Here is a 16,903-nt window from a genome sequence, read left to right as displayed (position 1 = left end):
ACACTGTGATACTATACGATTCAAGCCGATAGATTTACATTTTTAGTCTTAGACAGAACTTGTGTTCCTAATCTATTTTTCTGTCTATTTATTGACCTTCGGTTAGTTAAGATGTTTATTCTCCTCACATGCGGCTGGCCGCAGAGGATGATCTTGAAAGGAGTGATGCCGTTCCAATCCAGCTTCTTCTTCCCGAGGGGGGACAACCCCTGCTTCCGATTACACACCTCTGCTTCAGCCCCGCACTCCGCCCTGCCCAATGCAGACGGAAACCCAGCCGAGATAGGCATAATACTTTTTTCAAAAAATAATATGAGAATGGGAGAGTTTAACGATGAAATTTTCCAAAGTTATGCCAACGATTCTTGGAGGAGCTCTTTTGCTCGCTTCTGTATCCTCTGCTGCTGCAGCGCCATCGGATGATCCATCCATTCCATTTGAGGCCCCTTACGCCTCTGAGGAGAGTATTCTGTTGAACAATACCCCGGACGAAACCATTTATGATTATCTTGGACAGCAGGAACAGTTTTTGAACGCGGATGTCAGAGGACAGCTCAAAATTGTTAAACGCAGCACAGACACCTCTGGTGTAAGACACTTCCGTCTGAAACAGTACATCAAAGGCATTCCGGTTTACGGTGCTGAGCAAACCCTGCATCTGGACAAGACTGGAGCTGTGACTTCCGCTCTTGGCGATCTTCCTCCTGTTGAAGAACAAGCGATTCCGAATGACGGAGTCCCTGGCATCAGTGCAGAAGACGCGATTAAAATCGCTTCGGATGAAGCAACCTCCCGGATCGGCGAGTTAGGCGCACCGGAGCTTGAGCCAAAGGCCGAACTGAATATTTATCATCATGAGGAAGACGGTCAAACCTATCTGGTCTACATTACGGAAGTCAACGTGCTTGAACCAGCCCCTCTTCGAACCAAATATTTCATCAATGCCGTGGATGGAAGCATCGTATCCCAATTTGATATTATCAACTTTGCAACAGGCACAGGTACGGGGGTGTTCGGTGACACCAAAACGCTGACCACAACGCAATCCGGCAGCACGTACCAATTGAAAGACACTACTCGTGGTAAAGGTATCCAAACGTACACAGCGAATAATCGTTCCTCTCTTCCAGGCACACTGCTTACCGATTCCGATAACGTATGGACGGATCGTGCAGCTGTTGATGCCCACGCTTATGCTGCAGCCACTTATGATTTCTACAAAAATAAATTCAACCGCAACGGCCTCGATGGGAACGGCCTTTTGATCCGATCCACAGTCCATTATGGCTCCAACTATAACAACGCCTTCTGGAACGGTGCACAGATTGTATTCGGTGACGGGGATGGCTCACAGTTCGGTATCTTCTCCGGTGATCTCGATGTTGTTGGTCATGAATTGACACACGGGGTGATCGAATATACCGCGAATCTGGAATACCGCAATGAACCAGGTGCTTTAAACGAAGCTTTTGCCGACATTATGGGTAATACCATTGAGAGCAAAAACTGGCTGCTTGGAGATGGCATCTATACACCTAACATTCCGGGGGATGCCCTGCGCTCTCTGTCCGATCCTACGCTGTATAATCAGCCTGACAGGTACAGTGACCGCTACACAGGTTCTCAGGATAACGGCGGTGTTCATATCAACAGCGGTATCATTAATAAAGCCTATTATCTCGCAGCTCAAGGCGGTACACATAACGGTGTAACGGTTAGCGGCATGGGTCGTGATAAAGCCGTACGTATTTTTTACAGCACGCTGGTGAATTACCTGACACCTACATCCAAATTTGCAGCAGCCAAGACGGCAACCATTCAGGCAGCCAAAGACCTGTACGGCGCAAATTCTGCTGAAGCTGTGGCCATTACCAAAGCCTATCAAGCTGTAGGACTGTAATATGTAACAATCTCGGATTTCATCCATTATTAAGTTCAATAGCATCATCTATTTAACACAATAAAAGCTGAACTTTTTTCTTTCTCCTATGGTAAAAAAAGCATCGTTTCGACACTCCTCATGTCCAAACGGTCAGGCTTGCCAAGCAAAAGCGGTGTCCGGGACAACCTCTGGACACCGCTTTTGTGTATTTCTTATGCCGATGGTCCTGCCGCAATCCAGGACAATAAACCGTACGTATGCTTACAATCCGCTGTCCGTGTTACTTCCAGCACCGCTTCATCTTCGCTCTGGGATAACAAGGAGACCTGGAATCCGCGATCATTGCTCATTGCTACAATGACATAATGCTCTGAATCAAACGACTCCTCGAATACAACCGTCACTTCCGTACACGTCTCATTCTCCGGCAAAACAAAAGCTTCCATCCCGAACTGCTGCACAGCAGGCTGTTTGCTTACACTGCGTACAGGCTGAAATGCCAGATGTTCAGCACGGACAGCACCCGACTGCAGCTGACCGCTGCCTACAGAGCCATCACATAAATGCTCCTGCGTCACCGATTGAGGCTCCAGAATAGGAGTTACCGGTACAGCTGATTCCGAGAGATCAGCATTCGACTCTTCCGACACTGCAGCTGGCTCTTCTCTGAGCGTTGTTTCCGGTTCAAGTATTTCAACGTCGGCATCGCCTTCCGTTAAGGCTGCCATTGCTTCGTACTCGTTGGACAGACCAAGCAGCTCCTGCAGCTCCAGATTCCCTGCTGGCAGCTCATTCGAGGCATCCTCCGAGTCCTCTCCATCCTCTCCCCATGCAAACAAACCTTCATTTTGAAGACCTACAGACTGCATAAACTGCTGTACTTCCTGCATCGCTTCCTGTCTTTTAAACTCCGCAAGCTGTTCGAGCGTGTCTGCACTGACCTGCCGGATCGCATTCCAGATCTCTTCGCTTAGATGCGCCGTTCCGACAATCCCTTCATTTAAATGACTGGAAGTAATACTTTGCTCGCTCAGCTTGCTTCCGTCAATGGCTCGATCAGCCAGATGCACCGACGAGATCGTTCCTTCAGTCAATTTACTGCCATCCACACTGCCATTCGCCAGTTTGGATGCCGTAACTGCACCATCCTGCAGATGAGCTGTATTTACTGTGTCTTCGCTCAGATGGCATGCCGTGATGCTGCCATCCGCAATGTGTTCTGGCTGAATCGCACTTTCTGCGATATGAGCAGACTGCACGCTCTCGTCGGTTAGGTGGGTACTGGATACCGCACCATCCGCTAGTTTATAACCATCCACACTGCCATTCGCCAGTTTAGATGCCGTAACTGCACCATCCTGCAGATGAGCTGTATTTACTGTGTCTTCGCTCAAATGGCATGCCGTGATGCTGCCATCCGCAATGTGTTCTGGCTGAATCGCACTTTCTGCGATATGAGCAGACTGCACGCTCTCGTCGGTTAGGTGGGTACTGGATACCGCACCATCCGCTAGTTTATGGCCATCCACACTGTCATTCGCCAGTTTAGATGCTGTAACTGCACCATCTTGTAAAATCATACTGCTGACCGACTCTTCCTCCAGATGAGCAGTTCCGATGCTTCGTTCCTGGATATGATGGGAGAGGACTGCCTCATCATGGATATGGCGGGATTGAACTGCACCCTGCTGCAGGTGTGCCGCACCCAGTGCTTCGTATTGCAGATGCAGCCCGCTGATCAGTCCTGGCTTCAGATGCGCTTCCGTTACTGCAAGAGGTGCGAGATGTTCTGTCTGCACGGCGCCGGCAGTGAGGTGGCGCGAAGTTATCACCTGTTCGCTGATATGCTCACTATGAATCACTTCTTCTCTCAGATGATGACTATTCACAGTCTGTGCAGCCAAATGATCGGACTTTACACTGCTCTCCGCAAGATGCATGGAATCGACAGCAGCTCGCTGCAGATGCTCGCTTCCCACTGCCCCGTACTGCAGTTCTTCACCTGACACCGAATCAGCGACCAGATGCTCTGCAGTCACTGTTTTTGGACGCAGCTTGCTGCCAGGAATACTGCCGTTTGCGAACAATTCCGGCGTGCGGACCTCATCAGACAGGTGCTCCAGTGAGACGGCGTGCTGCTTCAAGTGATACCCACGAATCGTTTCGGCAGGGATATGTTTGGCAGTGATGCTTTCAGCCATAATTTTAGCGGAAGTAATGCTGCCGTCTGCCAGTTTAGCTGAAGTGACCGACAGATCAGCGAGCTTATCGGTCGAGACACTTTCCGGTGAAAGCTTAGGTGAGGTTACGGCATGATCGGTCAGATGCGGCGGAAAAATCGAACCTCCCGCGAGCAGTGCCGAGGTGATGCTGCCTGGAGCTATTTTGTCTGTGGTGATGGCGGCACGCGACACGGTGTCCGTTTGTACACTGCCTGGCTGCAGATGAGGTGCACCCACCGAATGCTCTGTCAGATGTTCTGATTTCACGGCATATGGCCGCAGTGCCTCGGAACCAACACTGCCCGGAGTCAGATGGGCAGCCGTAACGGCTCCGCTTCCCAGATGGGACGAATTCACCGTACCCGAAGCAACTGCTCGGCTTGTAACCGAACCTGGTGCCAACTTATCGGATGTAATACTCTCCGCTGCAAGCTTAGTAGTTGTGACAGCTTCATCCTGCAATTGGAATGATCCCACCGAAGACTCTGCCAGGTGTTTCTCCAATACGATGCCTGCTGCCAATGCATCTGCAGAGACACTTCCCTCGGACAGATGTGCTGTCTCAATGCTTCCGCTGGCCAGATGTATGGAATGAATCGCACCATTATCGACATGAACCGGGGTAATACCGCGATTCACAATATGTTCGCCCCGAATCGAACCTTTGGCCAGATGTTTCCCCTGCACGGCTTCATCCGCTATTTTAGAAGAAACCACACTCTGGTCTGCCAGCTTGGAAGCTGTAACGGCCTGCTCCAGCAATTTCGCTGTCCCCACCGATTGGTCTGCCAGCTTACTGCTGATGATTGCTCCATCGACCAGATGCTCGCTGCCAATTTCGGAACTGCCGATCTGTTCACTGCCTACAGCCGCTGACCGAATCTGCACCGATCCGATCGAACCATCCACCAGATGTCTTCCGTTTAAGCTGTGCTCGGCAATATGCCGGGTATGGATCGCTCCATCCTCAATCTGTTCGCTGCCAATGCTGCTGGCCAGCAGCTGATTGCGCCCTACCGACCCTTCTGCCAGATGAGACTGCTTCACCGAACCTGCCTGAATATGGCGTGAATCAATGGCCTGTTCTTCAATCTTGCTGCCCGTCACGGCCCCTTCGCGAATCTTGGCACTGGTAACTGCATCATCTGCCAGTTTCGAGGTATGAACCGCACCACCTGATAGATGACGTGTTTCTATACCGCTGATCGCTATTTTTTCTCCCGTGACGGCTTGATTCTGAATTAATTCCTCGGTGACCAGCAGCCGGCTGAGATGTCTCGTACCGATCGAACCGTCCGCAATTTTGGCTGCATCAATAACCTGATTCCCCAGCTTTTGAGAAGTAATACTTCCATCCCGGATTTTGTCTCCGGCGATTGAGGCATTTCTGATTTTGTGGCCGGATACCGAACCGTCTATCAGATGTTCCTCTGCGATGGAAGCCTCGGCCAGCTTCGCTGATACAATGGCGCCGTCCGCAATATGAATGCTCGTTACAGCATAATCCTGAAGTGCTTCACTTCCTACCGCGCCCGATTTCAGCTTGGATGCATCCACTGAGAAAGGAGCCAGTTTACTTTCCGTTACAGCAAATTCGCTGAGATCGTCCGTATAAATATACTGACCCGTGTGGCCCGGCATCTGGTTCTGGTTCAGGCGTTCAAGGCGCTGTCTGCCTGTTACACGGCTGTCGCTGTCCTGCTCTTTCAACGGAGAAGCAAGACTGCTGATCTGAAGTTCTCTTTCCACACCTTCTTTTTCCACGTTATCCGGGACCCTATCCTGCTTTTCTTCTGTATTTTGTGTTTTCAGCTGTCTCTCTTCCGAATCTGATTTCTCCAACAAATCTGCTTCTGCCGCTGAATCTGGTCTATTGGTAGATAAATCGGACGTGATCGGTTCGGGCTTTGCTGCTGACTCAGCAGGAACCGCCTTCGGAACAGGCGTATACGGACTCAAAACCTCTTCCTTTTTCACGGATTTCTCTGGCTTTGCGAATTCCATTCGCCGATCGGTCAGCTCCAGTTCCCTGAATTTAGGACTGATATGACGCAGTTTAGGCACCACACTCTTTTTTCTGCCTTTTTTACTCATAAGGCCAGCTCCTTCCCCTAACGTTCATCTCCGGCATCATATGCTTTGACCTGGGCATCTGCCACTTATCTGGCCCTGCTTTTGCAAATCCATGCCGTGATTATGCATATTCAAAGAACAGCTGCACCTGTCCTGACGTAATTAGGCTGTACGAAACGGGGAGACAAGGCAGCTGTCCACGCCCCCTATCCGCTCCTTTCATAGGATATGGTGTCTGAGCATAAACGGATGTATAAGAAATACATCTCCACACCGGTCTGCGTTATCGCGATGTCAGAGCCTTGCATTGACAGGCCGGCGTACTGGAATACAGATTCATGGCCCGCGGTTAACAACGAAGGAGGAACGGTCATGCTCCAAGAAACGATCGGCATTATGTTCGATTCACGCATGTACCGGGGGATACCGGCCGGAAGGACCGGTCAGGAATCACTCGCAAATTATGAACAGGCTGCAGCCTGTTACGGATTAACGCCCTGCTTTTTACGGCTGGAGGATATTGATCTGGAATGCAAAACCTGTCTGGCTTATGTGAAAAAAGAAGATCGGTACGTGCGTGAGCGTATACCGCTTCCTTCCGTCATCCATAACCGTTCGCTCCAGCTGCGGGGTACGGCACAGCGGCAGATCACCCGTTTGCTGCTGCAGGGCATTCAGGTATATAACGTGCGCAACCGCTATCGCAAGGATCATGTGCATGATATGCTGCGGCAGGACCCTATTCTAAGAAATCATCTGCCTCGTGCAGTCAAAGCAGCACCTGAATCTCTCGCTTACATGATGGAACATTATAAGGATCTCGTCATTAAACCGTGCAGCGGCAGCATCGGACATGGCATTATGCGTCTATTCCAGCAGGACGGACATTGGAAACTGACCTGTGAAACCAAAGCGGCACGCAAAGGCTGGGCCACCTTCCGATTAAACCGGGGACAGCTTCCTTCCGCTGCGCTTCGCCGGATATTCCGCCATGCATATCTGATTGAGGAGCGTATTCCGCTGATCCGGTACGAGGGAAGACCTGTTGATCTGAGAGTGTCGGTACAGCGCGGAAGGGATGGATTATGGAGTGTCACCGGCATGTTTGCCAAAGCAGCACCATCCCACACGTTTGTGACTAATATCGCTCAGGGCGGTAAAGTGATGACATTAGCCGAAGCACTCGGGATGAAGGAGCCGAATGCCGAACTTTTCCGCCTGGAATCCCGCATTGCCATGACTGGCCTGCGTATTGCCCAAACTTTGGCTTCCAGTCTGCCTCACCTTGCCGATCTGGGTCTCGACCTGGGTATTACCCGAAACGGAGAGATTTTTTTTATTGAATGTAATGGAAGAGATCAGCGTTACGGCTTTCGCAAGGCTGGCATGAAGGAACATTGGCAGATGAGTTACAGCAAACCGATGGCTTATGGACGTCTGCTGCTGGATCAGAACTCCATCATTCCAAGACAGCCTCAAACCTATGATCGCGGATTGTATTGATTTCATTCGTGATTTGTGTCAATATTATGCAGAATGGCCGCTTTTGCGGCCTTGAAGTTTGTACTAACCCTAAGGGGGATATTCATGGCAAAAACGCTGTTGCGATTAATGACTGAGCTTTCTTCGCGCAAATGGATCTCCCGGACCGTGGGAGCTTTCTCCAAAAGCCGGGGAAGCAAAGCATTTATCCCTTATTTTGTCCGGACCTACAACATCCCTGTACAGGAAGCCGAGAAAGACTGGAAAGAATATCGTTCCCTGAATGATTTCTTCACTCGCAAATTAAAACCCGGGATGCGCCCGCTGGACCTTTCGGAACATGCATTGATCAGCCCTGTTGACGCCAAAATCACGGCAGCCGGTCCGATCTCCGCAGGAACGATTCTGAATGTAAAGGGACAAAATTATACACTCGCTGAATTATTAAACCACTCTCCGCATCTGGAGAAGTACAAGCATGGTTATGTATTCGTACTCTACCTCAGCCCGCGTGACTATCACCGTATCCATGCGCCTGTCAGCGGCCGCAGAATAGAAAGCGAACATATCAAGGGTAAAGTTTATCCCGTGAATGATTTTGGACTCACACATATGAAATCCGTGCTCAGCCGGAACGAGCGCCTCATTACGTATATTGAGCACGATTATGGTGAAGTGGCTGTTGTCAAAGTAGGTGCGATGAACGTCAGCAGCATTCAATATGCAGATGTCGATACCAAAGCCTGGGCTCAGGGAGATGATCTGGCCTATTTTGAATTCGGCTCTACCGTCGTACTGCTCATGCAAACAGATACCTTTGAACCGCTTCCTGATTTGAAGCCCGGAGATTCCGTTAAAATGGGTGCCCTGCTTGGTCGTCTCAAACCCAAACATTCATAATTCATAAGCAAATAAAGAGGATGGCATACACCTTCAATCGGGTGTTACGCCATCCTCTTTATTCATGCCCTAATATTCATGATATGAAAGGTTACCATTCTGAACCATTACGCTAAACATCATTTCATGTATACATGCATGGCGAAGCCTCACTTCGCCTGAATCGTTTGTTCATCAGCCGTTAGAGAACGATATCTCCAAACGTTAAAACCATACGTCCTGCAGTTCTTCCACCGGTTTCAACCGGCGCAGACGTTTCCGAAAAATGCTGCATCCTTTGATGGAATTCCTGCGGCTGCGGACCCGTCTTTTTCCGTTCATCATCACACGCTCCTCCTTGTCAGGTCATCTGGAATGCTAGTTACTTACCCCAGCCATCCGGCATTGAAACCCTGTGAGATGTTGGATCAGACTCCCTAATACATCTTTAACGAATCTCTGACGGACTTTTACCCGTGTACTGCTTGAACTGACGACTGAAGAAAAAGATATCCCGATACCCCAGTGCATCCGCGACTTCGGTCACGTTCATGCCGGTATGTACCAGCAGATGTTCTGCCCGTTCAATCCTCATACGAATAATGTAGGACTGCACGGATGATCCGATCAATTCTTTGAACTTGATAGAAAAGTAACGCGGGGACAGACCGGCCCGTGCCGCCAGATCTTCGACGCGATGCGTAATTCCGGGATGCTGCCGAACATAATTCGCAATCTCCTGAATCACGTCGGACAGCTGGTTGCTTACTTTTTTCTCAACTGGCTCTTCCGTATCCGCTCGGAGCAGATGAATCATCAGCTGCTTTAGAATCAGCTTGCTCTCTTCGTCACGTCCATACACATCGGATAAAAACAGCCGAACATACCGTGCCAGCAAATGCTCGAATTCCACCGTCTCCTGCACTTCGCGATAAGACTGGGGAACATCAACCACAGGCCCGTCCACATCAAAGTGAATATAGGTAAGCACAAGTGGTTTTTGCCTATTATGCGCTGCACTGGTGTGATCTCCCGGACGAAACAGAAAACAGCTTCCTTTGCCAACCTCGTAAGGCTGATCATTCAAAATAACCGTGCCTTCACCGCTCCACACGTAAAATAAATCATAATTTTGCATCGGTTTTTCCCGCTTCTGCCATTTCCAGCCCGGTTCACAGACTATTTTGGCGACAGCGGGCAAAATTACAAATGATGATGGCGATGCCTGCAGCATGTCGCCACTCCCCCTTGACAGTTAATCTCTTTAACACACTTATCCCATTATACAGCGGAATTCACCGAAACGAAAATATACACTTCTCCCATGCCGTTCGCATCCGCTGGATACCTTCTCGGATCTCCTCTTTATCCAGGTGAGCAAACCCGAAACAGACGGCAGAATCCCCTGGTGTCAATCGGTACTTTGCTGCATCCCGGATCAATACCCGCTGTTCGTGAACCCGTTCAGTAAATCGTACATAACTCTCCCGATCCCCGTTCCAGACTGCGTAGATGGTCAGCCCGGCATCCCCTGGATGCATGGTGAACGCCTGCGGCAGCCATCGCTCCATCTCCTTCACAAAGAAATCATGCCGTTCCCCATACAGCCGGGTTAACCTGCGCAGATGACGCATATACCCCCCTCTCGTCATAAACCTGGCCAGTGCACGCTGTTCCAGCAGCGCAGGTGACACCGGTTCATACAAAGCCTTGGCAGCAAGCAGCGGTTCTACCAGACTGCGCGGCAGTACCGCATAACCCAGCCGGAACGAGGCCGGCATCGTCTGGGAGAAAGAACCGATGTAGATGACACGCTGCTCCCGGTCAAGCACTTTCAATGGCTCAATTGGCCGACCGCCCCAGCGAAACTCACTATCGTAATCATCTTCAACAATAACGGCATTTTGTTTTGAAGCCCAGGCCAGCAGCGCTCGTCTTCGTTCCAGCCCAAGCACCGCTCCCGTCGGAAACTGACGAGTGGGGGTGACAAATAACGCCTGTGCCTGCCAATTCTGCGGAATAATGCCCCCGGCATCCACTTCCGCTGGTATCACCTCACCGCCGCAGGCTCTGACGGCATGCACGATTCCCTGATAACCCGGATTCTCCAGAACAACCGGGCTTCCCTCGGTAATGAGCAGTTGGGACAGCAGGGTGATGCCTTGTATCGATCCGCTGAAGAGCACAATTTGGGCAGCATCTGCCTGAATACCGCGTGTCCGGCGAAGATGCGAGGCGATTGCTTCCCGCAGCTCTGGATCACCAGCGGCCCCGCCCTGTTCCTGCCATCCGCTGCGGTGGACTGCGGCAAGCGCACTTTTCCATTCGGCGGCAGGAAAATGTTCTGTCAGAAGGCGCTGCATCCGAAAATTGATAACCGATTCATGCGTCAATTGAACCTCTTCACAAGAACGTTTATGTTCTGCCGTTAATGTACACAGTCGTTCGCCCCAGGCAGATAAGTGCAGCTCGGCTTCGATTTGATCGTTATGATGTGCGGACATGGATTCTGTAACATAAGTTCCTTTTCCGAGGTAGGCATGTACATACCCATCCGCAAGCAGCATATCGTAGACCTGGGCAGCTGAACCACGCGACATATCATACTGTTTGGCCAAGGCACGGGTAGATGGCAGCCTTGTTCCTGCCTCCAGTGTCCCCGCGTGAATTGCATCACGCAGTGCGTGATATAAGGCCTGATATTTGTAGCGATATTGAAGCTCATATGACTCAAGGGGCAGCCACAATTCCATGGGGTCTCCTCTCTCTTTGTCCTTTATTTTGTCTTTTCACTGACCGCTCTCCACAATTGGCCTATAAAAATGAATTTAAATTGGATCTATTTTGCTGTCAATATATGTTTTATGGTTATCTCCATGACAAACAGTACTTCATCTGAAGTTTCTGACGTGTTCTAATCCTTACTTACTCTTATATGTTCTAACACTTTCTAAACAATGGGGGAAATCACATGAGACGCAAAGAATTTTCAATAGAAGAAGAGAAGGAAATGATTGCATTTCTAGATCAGTGCTCCTTCGGATTTCTCGGAACAGTCAGCCCGGATGGGGAACCGAGAGTAACACCGCTGAATTTTGTGTATATGGAAGGCTGTTTTTACTTTCACGGCAGTTTGGCAGGAGAAAAAATGAAACAAATCAAGCAGCACTCGGCTGTCAGCTTTACCGTAGCGGAGGAATACTCGCTGATTCCTTCTTTTTTCAGCGACCCTGAACTGGCCTGTCCTGCAACCTCTTTTTTCAAAAGCGTCATGGCTTCCGGTCTGGCAGAGCCTGTAGAAGATCTCGAACTGAAAGGCAGGGTGCTGCAGCGATTTATGGAAAAACTCCAGCCGCAAGGCGGTTATGTATCCATTGATGCACAGGACTCCCGCTACACCGGGCGGCTCAAAGCCGTTGCTGTCGTGCGAATCGTCCCGAAGCGAGTCAGCGCCAAGTTTAAGTTTGGACAAAATTTAACCCCTGAACGATTCGACCATATCAGTGGTCAGCTTCACAAACGAAATGAAGGCCGGGATCAGGAAACCGTTGAAATGATGCAAAAATACTGCCCGTTCCACCAGCAGTAAACCTGCCGGATCAGGCTTGGAATTCGTGCAAATACTGCGTTTTTGCCCTGTGAAGCAACGCGGTAAAGTGATATAACTGTCATAATGCGTAATTTCCGTGACGGGGCCATGTCAAGGTGTTATAATATTAGGCAGTTGAATCACAATGACTTGGAAGGATGAAAAGAATGAATCCACTGGCTGAACAGTTGAACGAAAGTATTCAGGCCGGCAGCAGTCACGTCTACTCCATGCTGTCACAACTCGGCAAAGAAATTTATTTCCCTAAAGAAGGTATTTTGAGTCAATCTGCGGAAGCTGCAAGCCTAGCCAAGACCTTCAATGCAACGATTGGTATTGCTCTGGAAGGCGGGGTACCGATGCATCTGCCTGTGATTCAGGAGAAGTTGTCTGCATTCCAGCCGAAGGATCTGTATCCTTACGCGCCTCCTGCGGGCAAACCTGAACTGCGGACCGTTTGGAGAGATAAAATGCTGAAGGAAACCCCTTCTCTGGAAGGCAAATCGTTCGGCAATCCGATTGTAACGAATGCATTGACTCATGGACTCAGTATCGTCGCCGATCTGTTCGCTGAACAAGGGGACGCTGTTATATATCCGGATAAAAACTGGGAGAATTACGAGCTGACTTTCGGAATTCGTCGACACGGCCAGTTGGTTCATTATCCATTGTTTGATGACCAAATGAACTTTAACAGCAGCGGCCTGCTTCAAGCACTGCTTGCGCAGAAGGATAAAGGCAAAGCCATCGTCCTGCTTAACTTCCCGAACAACCCGACGGGTTACACACCGGGTGCTGCAGAAGCAGATGCCATTGTAGATGCTATTCGCCAAGCCGCAGAAGCTGGTGTGAATGTCGTTGCCGTTACGGACGATGCATACTTTGGTCTGTTCTTCGAAGATTCCATTCACGAGTCTCTGTTCGGTAAACTGGCCAATATTCATCCGCGTGTATTAACGGTGAAGATTGACGGAGCGACCAAAGAGGAATTCGTATGGGGCTTCCGTGTTGGATTCATTACGTATGCACATGAAGATGCTGCCGTACTGCATGCCTTGGAGCAAAAAACACTCGGCATCATTCGTGCAACGATCTCCAGCGGCCCACATCCTTCACAGACATTTGTTCTGGATGCGCTGAAGGCACCGGAGTTCGAAGCACAGAAGCTGGAGAAATTCGAAATTATGAAAGGCCGCGCCAACAAAGTCAAAGCCATTCTCGACAGCGGCAAGTATGGAGATGTATGGGATTACTATCCGTTCAACTCCGGCTATTTCATGTGCTTGAAGCTGAAGGAAGTTAGTGCGGAAGAACTTCGCAGTCACCTGCTCCACCAATACGGCGTAGGTACGATTGCGCTGGGTGAATCCGATCTGCGGATTGCCTTCTCCTGTATTGAAGAAAACGGTCTGGAAGATCTGTTCGATACGATCTATCGCGGCGTGCAGGATCTGCAAGCGACTTAAATAAAAAAACCTTATATGATATAAGGTTTTTAACAACAGAACCCTTTGGAGGACATAGCGAAGCTTATGTCGTACCAGAGGGTTCTTTCAACTTTTTATTGTTCTCCAGTCGTCATGCCGTATATATCGCTTCGTTTCTTTGGCAGAATCAGTACCATCTCCCCGGACAGGTGCCCAAAACCATGACGAACGGGCTGCGGCCCAATCAACCTACCCCCATGGTACATAATATACGATGTACGCAAGGGCGTGCCAAACCATCACTCGAAAGGGGTATGACCCATGTCCCAAGTTGAAGATACAAGAGGCGGATACGGATACGGATGCGGCGGCTTTGGAGGATTCACTAACACAGGTGCCATTCTGGTACTGTTCATCCTGCTGGTCATCATCACAAAATCATTCCTGTACTAATACAACCTCGTTCGCTGCAAAAATAACAACATGAGTTTACATCAACGCACAACGAAGAGGCTGTCCCACAAGTCATAATCATGGCTGGGGAGAGCCTTGTTTTTAATTTAATCAAACCCATTGGATAAGACAATAATCTACAGCCCCCTCATTTAACACTCCTTTTTAATTTGTGAGGAATCCGTCTAAAAGCCAACGGTCATCATCTGAACGGATATAATCAAAATATAATGCAGCGTGACCTTCCGAACCTTTAATATCTTGATTAAACATTACAGCCATCATTAACTTAAGGTGTTTCGCATCCTTTAATTCATATCCCCTGAATTCCAAATCTCCCAGTTCCATTTTGCTTTGAAGAGCCACTTCGTAAAAATTCTCTCCGTTATTCACAATAATCATGTTCTGTTCACGAGATACTTTTACACTAGTAGAGGAATTTGATTCTATAAAATCGTAATCTTTATCACCCATGGCTGAGAGAAGTTTAAACGTCAGGTTTAATGACTCCCTTAACGCCTGTTCTCGATTTTCTTCGTTCATTTTCTTAAGACTGCTCTCCGATTCTTCTTTCAAACGTTTATTTTCATTTGGTATTTCCTCATGATTTGAACACCCCATTAGAACAAATATTAAAAAAAACATTAGAGCAATTCTTTTCATTTTATACCTCCTTTTCATTACCACATATTAACATAATCAGACTTCTGGAAGAAAAACCAGCATAAAAGTAAAATAGTCATCATTAGGTAGCGGATATAGAAGGAGGAAGAGAGGACGGAAAAAAACAAAAAGGAACAAAGCAGCATGTACTTCTGCTTTGTTCCACCTTGAACATATAGATGTTATATTCTTCACCGATATCATTTAGCTCATTTGTGGAGGAATGGAATAACTTGTTTTATTCATCTTCTTCCTCTTCTTTAATCCATTTACTTCCCTGTGAACGACGCATCAGCGCGATGACAAGTATACCGAGTCCAAGCGCAATGCCTGATATGCCAAGTCCCTCCATCCCTGCAGCAAGCATCGGCAGCCACATGAGCAGTGCGGTTATGGCGTGCAGCTGGAAAATGAAACCGAGCACCTGTGTCCGTCGGCTCTCAGCTGAAATGGGGTAGATCATGATCCAGAAGGAATCACTATGACTTCGCCGCAGCACCCCGAGCTGAACGCCTGTAAGCAGCAGGAAGAACAGATATACTCCGATTCCAAAGTAACTGCCTGCGGTCCACCAGGATAACAGCATACCAAGAATGATCAGGCGCATGACAATAGTGAATACTTCCGTACGAATGAATGTTTTGGTCATAAGATATCGGTATGCCTGCCCCGCATTCCATGGAAGAGCATTCCCCCATTTGCTGAGCCAGCGGCGGGAGCTCACCTTCTGTCCAGACGATGGCACGTCTACAAACCAGCCTAAAGTTCGCATCACTCTGCCCGCCTGCGTCTGCTCCACCTGAATCAGACGCTCCCAGGCAACCCGATGTTTAACGGGTACACGCAGCGCAGCAATATAAACAGCGGCAAGAAGCAAAAGGAATACGAGACTACGGAGCGGAGGCTGCCACAGCCAGGCTGCCACAGCAAGCACAGCCAGCGCCCAGCGAAGCACCCGGTATCCTTTGGATGCTCCAGCTTGAACCATTCTCAGTTCCTGCCATGCTCCATAACTGGACAGGATTTTCCATAACAGCAGAAACAGAATGGACAAGCCCAGCGGTTTGGCGTCTGCATCTGCTCTTACATAGAGCGGCCATAACGTAAGAAACACAAGCTGCAGCCCCAGCATCTTATAAATAACGCCACGAACAAAACTGTTCTTCAAATATTCCTGCATCCGGTACTCCTGCGGCCGCAGGAAGACAATATCTGCCGGAAGCAGATATGTACGGTAACTGCTGAGCAGTACAAGCGGAGCCAGCAGCAGCAAAACAATCCAGCGTATTGGAAATCCCGCAGGAATATTCTGTACAAACGATGTATACCAGGCAGAGAAAGCAATCACCAGAAATAAAAAGACCATTGCTACACCGCTCTGGATGACATAGCCCAGATAAGGAAGAATTCCATTCCAGAAACCTGTCCGACGCTGCTTCCATAAAAGCTTCAGATCCATATTAATCCCTGCCTTGCACGAGGGAATAGAACATGTGCTCCAGCGGTGTGTCGGGCCCTCCGAACTGTGTGCGCAGTTCGTTCAGTGTACCTTGTGCAATGACCTCCCCGCGATGCAGTACAACGAAGCGGTCACAATAATTTTCAATGGTAGATAAAATGTGTGAACTGAGCAGAATGGAAGACCCTGAAGCTTTCATCTCCAGCATGAAATCCAGCAGGGAACGAATACCCAACGGGTCAAGCCCCAGAAAAGGCTCATCAATAATATAGAGCGGCGGCCCTGCCACAAAAGCACACATAATCATGACCTTTTGCCGCATACCCTTCGACAGATGTGTTGACAGACTTGTACTTTTCTCGTTCATGCGGAACAAGTCCAGGAGCTTCTCGGTCCGCTTTTTAAAATCCGCCTCAGACACATTATATGCCCTCGCTGTAAACTCCAGATGTTCCATGACGGTCATCTCATCATATAATTCGGGAGATTCCGGAACAAATGCCATAGCAGACTGGTAAATCTGTGCATCCTCATCCCGTTTTTTTCCCATCACCCGAACTTCTCCCTGCTGCGGAGTCATCAGGCCAAGAATATGCTTCATCGTCGTACTCTTGCCAGCGCCGTTTAATCCGATCAGCCCAACCATTTCTCCGCGTCCAACTTCCAGATTAATGCCGTGCAGCACCGGTCTTTTGGCGCTGTACCCTCCGCTAAGCCCGCTGATTTGCAGCACAGGCGATTGAACGTTTTCCATCTATCCCTGCACCCCTTTCA

12 protein-coding genes are annotated in these 16,903 nt (G+C 49.2%); 6 read left to right on the top strand and 6 right to left on the bottom strand.

Annotated elements, in window-relative coordinates; translation table 11 throughout:
• Positions 1–334 precede the first annotated feature (334 nt).
• Positions 335–1,900 (top strand): M4 family metallopeptidase, encoded by a 1,566-nt coding sequence (locus ABXS70_RS02355; protein WP_342552646.1) that lies wholly within the window; start codon positions 335–337, stop codon positions 1,898–1,900.
• A gap of 194 nt (positions 1,901–2,094) precedes the next feature.
• On the opposite strand, the gene ABXS70_RS02350 is transcribed toward ABXS70_RS02355, so the two are convergent.
• Positions 2,095–6,198: a WIAG-tail domain gene (locus ABXS70_RS02350; RefSeq protein WP_366293589.1), complete on the bottom strand. Its 4,104-nt coding sequence runs from the start codon at positions 6,196–6,198 to the stop codon at positions 2,095–2,097.
• A 351-nt stretch (positions 6,199–6,549) separates the two neighbouring features.
• Between ABXS70_RS02350 and ABXS70_RS02345 the strand changes: the two genes are divergently transcribed.
• Both ABXS70_RS02345 and asd read left to right on the top strand, forming a co-directional pair.
• Positions 6,550–7,680 carry a YheC/YheD family protein gene (locus tag ABXS70_RS02345; protein WP_342552648.1) on the top strand — a complete coding sequence of 377 codons (1,131 nt, stop codon included), beginning with the start codon at positions 6,550–6,552 and terminating at the stop codon, positions 7,678–7,680.
• Between the two features lie 84 nt (positions 7,681–7,764).
• A complete protein-coding gene (gene asd / locus ABXS70_RS02340) occupies positions 7,765–8,559 on the top strand; it encodes an archaetidylserine decarboxylase (RefSeq protein WP_342552649.1) in 795 nt (264 codons plus the stop codon).
• Between the two features lie 427 nt (positions 8,560–8,986).
• Here asd and ABXS70_RS02335 read toward each other — a convergent pair whose 3' ends face one another.
• Both ABXS70_RS02335 and ABXS70_RS02330 read right to left on the bottom strand, forming a co-directional pair.
• Positions 8,987–9,772, bottom strand: coding sequence for an AraC family transcriptional regulator (locus tag ABXS70_RS02335; RefSeq protein ID WP_342552650.1), 786 nt, complete (start codon positions 9,770–9,772; stop codon positions 8,987–8,989).
• Positions 9,773–9,833: 61 nt separating this feature from the next.
• On the bottom strand, positions 9,834–11,291 hold the full coding sequence (locus ABXS70_RS02330; protein ID WP_366293584.1) for a PLP-dependent aminotransferase family protein: 1,458 nt from the start codon (positions 11,289–11,291) through the stop codon (positions 9,834–9,836).
• 218 nt (positions 11,292–11,509) lie between these two features.
• Here ABXS70_RS02330 and ABXS70_RS02325 point away from each other — a divergent pair, with 218 nt between their 5' ends.
• The 3 genes from ABXS70_RS02325 to ABXS70_RS02315 all read left to right on the top strand — a co-directional run bounded on the left by ABXS70_RS02325 (position 11,510) and on the right by ABXS70_RS02315 (position 14,007).
• Positions 11,510–12,127: a pyridoxamine 5'-phosphate oxidase family protein gene (locus tag ABXS70_RS02325; RefSeq protein ID WP_366293581.1), complete on the top strand. Its 618-nt coding sequence runs from the start codon at positions 11,510–11,512 to the stop codon at positions 12,125–12,127.
• Between the two features lie 167 nt (positions 12,128–12,294).
• On the top strand, positions 12,295–13,593 hold the full coding sequence (locus ABXS70_RS02320; protein WP_342552653.1) for an aminotransferase class I/II-fold pyridoxal phosphate-dependent enzyme: 1,299 nt from the start codon (positions 12,295–12,297) through the stop codon (positions 13,591–13,593).
• A gap of 282 nt (positions 13,594–13,875) precedes the next feature.
• Positions 13,876–14,007, top strand: a complete 132-nt coding sequence (locus tag ABXS70_RS02315; RefSeq protein ID WP_342552654.1) for a YjcZ family sporulation protein — start codon at positions 13,876–13,878, stop codon at positions 14,005–14,007.
• A 165-nt stretch (positions 14,008–14,172) separates the two neighbouring features.
• Here the strand turns inward: ABXS70_RS02315 and ABXS70_RS02310 are convergent, their stop codons facing one another.
• The 3 genes from ABXS70_RS02310 to ABXS70_RS02300 form a co-directional block, all read right to left on the bottom strand.
• Complete coding sequence (locus ABXS70_RS02310) at positions 14,173–14,670, bottom strand: hypothetical protein (RefSeq protein ID WP_342552655.1); 498 nt, start codon at positions 14,668–14,670, stop codon at positions 14,173–14,175.
• 238 nt (positions 14,671–14,908) lie between these two features.
• Positions 14,909–16,129 (bottom strand): ABC transporter permease, encoded by a 1,221-nt coding sequence (locus ABXS70_RS02305; RefSeq protein WP_342552656.1) that lies wholly within the window; start codon positions 16,127–16,129, stop codon positions 14,909–14,911.
• A gap of 1 nt (position 16,130) precedes the next feature.
• Complete coding sequence (locus ABXS70_RS02300) at positions 16,131–16,883, bottom strand: ABC transporter ATP-binding protein (RefSeq protein ID WP_342552657.1); 753 nt, start codon at positions 16,881–16,883, stop codon at positions 16,131–16,133.
• Positions 16,884–16,903: the final 20 nt, after the last annotated feature.

The sequence above is a fragment of the Paenibacillus sp. AN1007 genome (assembly GCF_040702995.1).
Lineage (GTDB): Bacteria > Bacillota > Bacilli > Paenibacillales > Paenibacillaceae > Paenibacillus.
The sequence above is the reverse complement of the archived record's forward strand: the minus strand, read 5'-3'. Positions and strand labels throughout refer to the sequence as shown.

Excerpts from the sequence above, each read along its gene's own strand:
- ABXS70_RS02355 (WP_342552646.1), top strand. The coding sequence starts at position 335 with ATGAAATTTTCCAAAGTTATGCCAACGATTCTTGGAGGAGCTCTTTTG.
- ABXS70_RS02350 (WP_366293589.1), bottom strand. The coding sequence starts at position 6,198 with ATGAGTAAAAAAGGCAGAAAAAAGAGTGTGGTGCCTAAACTGCGTCAT.
- ABXS70_RS02345 (WP_342552648.1), top strand. The coding sequence starts at position 6,550 with ATGCTCCAAGAAACGATCGGCATTATGTTCGATTCACGCATGTACCGG.
- asd (WP_342552649.1), top strand. The coding sequence starts at position 7,765 with ATGGCAAAAACGCTGTTGCGATTAATGACTGAGCTTTCTTCGCGCAAA.
- ABXS70_RS02335 (WP_342552650.1), bottom strand. The coding sequence starts at position 9,772 with ATGCTGCAGGCATCGCCATCATCATTTGTAATTTTGCCCGCTGTCGCC.
- ABXS70_RS02330 (WP_366293584.1), bottom strand. The coding sequence starts at position 11,291 with ATGGAATTGTGGCTGCCCCTTGAGTCATATGAGCTTCAATATCGCTAC.
- ABXS70_RS02325 (WP_366293581.1), top strand. The coding sequence starts at position 11,510 with ATGAGACGCAAAGAATTTTCAATAGAAGAAGAGAAGGAAATGATTGCA.
- ABXS70_RS02320 (WP_342552653.1), top strand. The coding sequence starts at position 12,295 with ATGAATCCACTGGCTGAACAGTTGAACGAAAGTATTCAGGCCGGCAGC.
- ABXS70_RS02315 (WP_342552654.1), top strand. The coding sequence starts at position 13,876 with ATGTCCCAAGTTGAAGATACAAGAGGCGGATACGGATACGGATGCGGC.
- ABXS70_RS02310 (WP_342552655.1), bottom strand. The coding sequence starts at position 14,670 with ATGAAAAGAATTGCTCTAATGTTTTTTTTAATATTTGTTCTAATGGGG.
- ABXS70_RS02305 (WP_342552656.1), bottom strand. The coding sequence starts at position 16,129 with ATGGATCTGAAGCTTTTATGGAAGCAGCGTCGGACAGGTTTCTGGAAT.
- ABXS70_RS02300 (WP_342552657.1), bottom strand. The coding sequence starts at position 16,883 with ATGGAAAACGTTCAATCGCCTGTGCTGCAAATCAGCGGGCTTAGCGGA.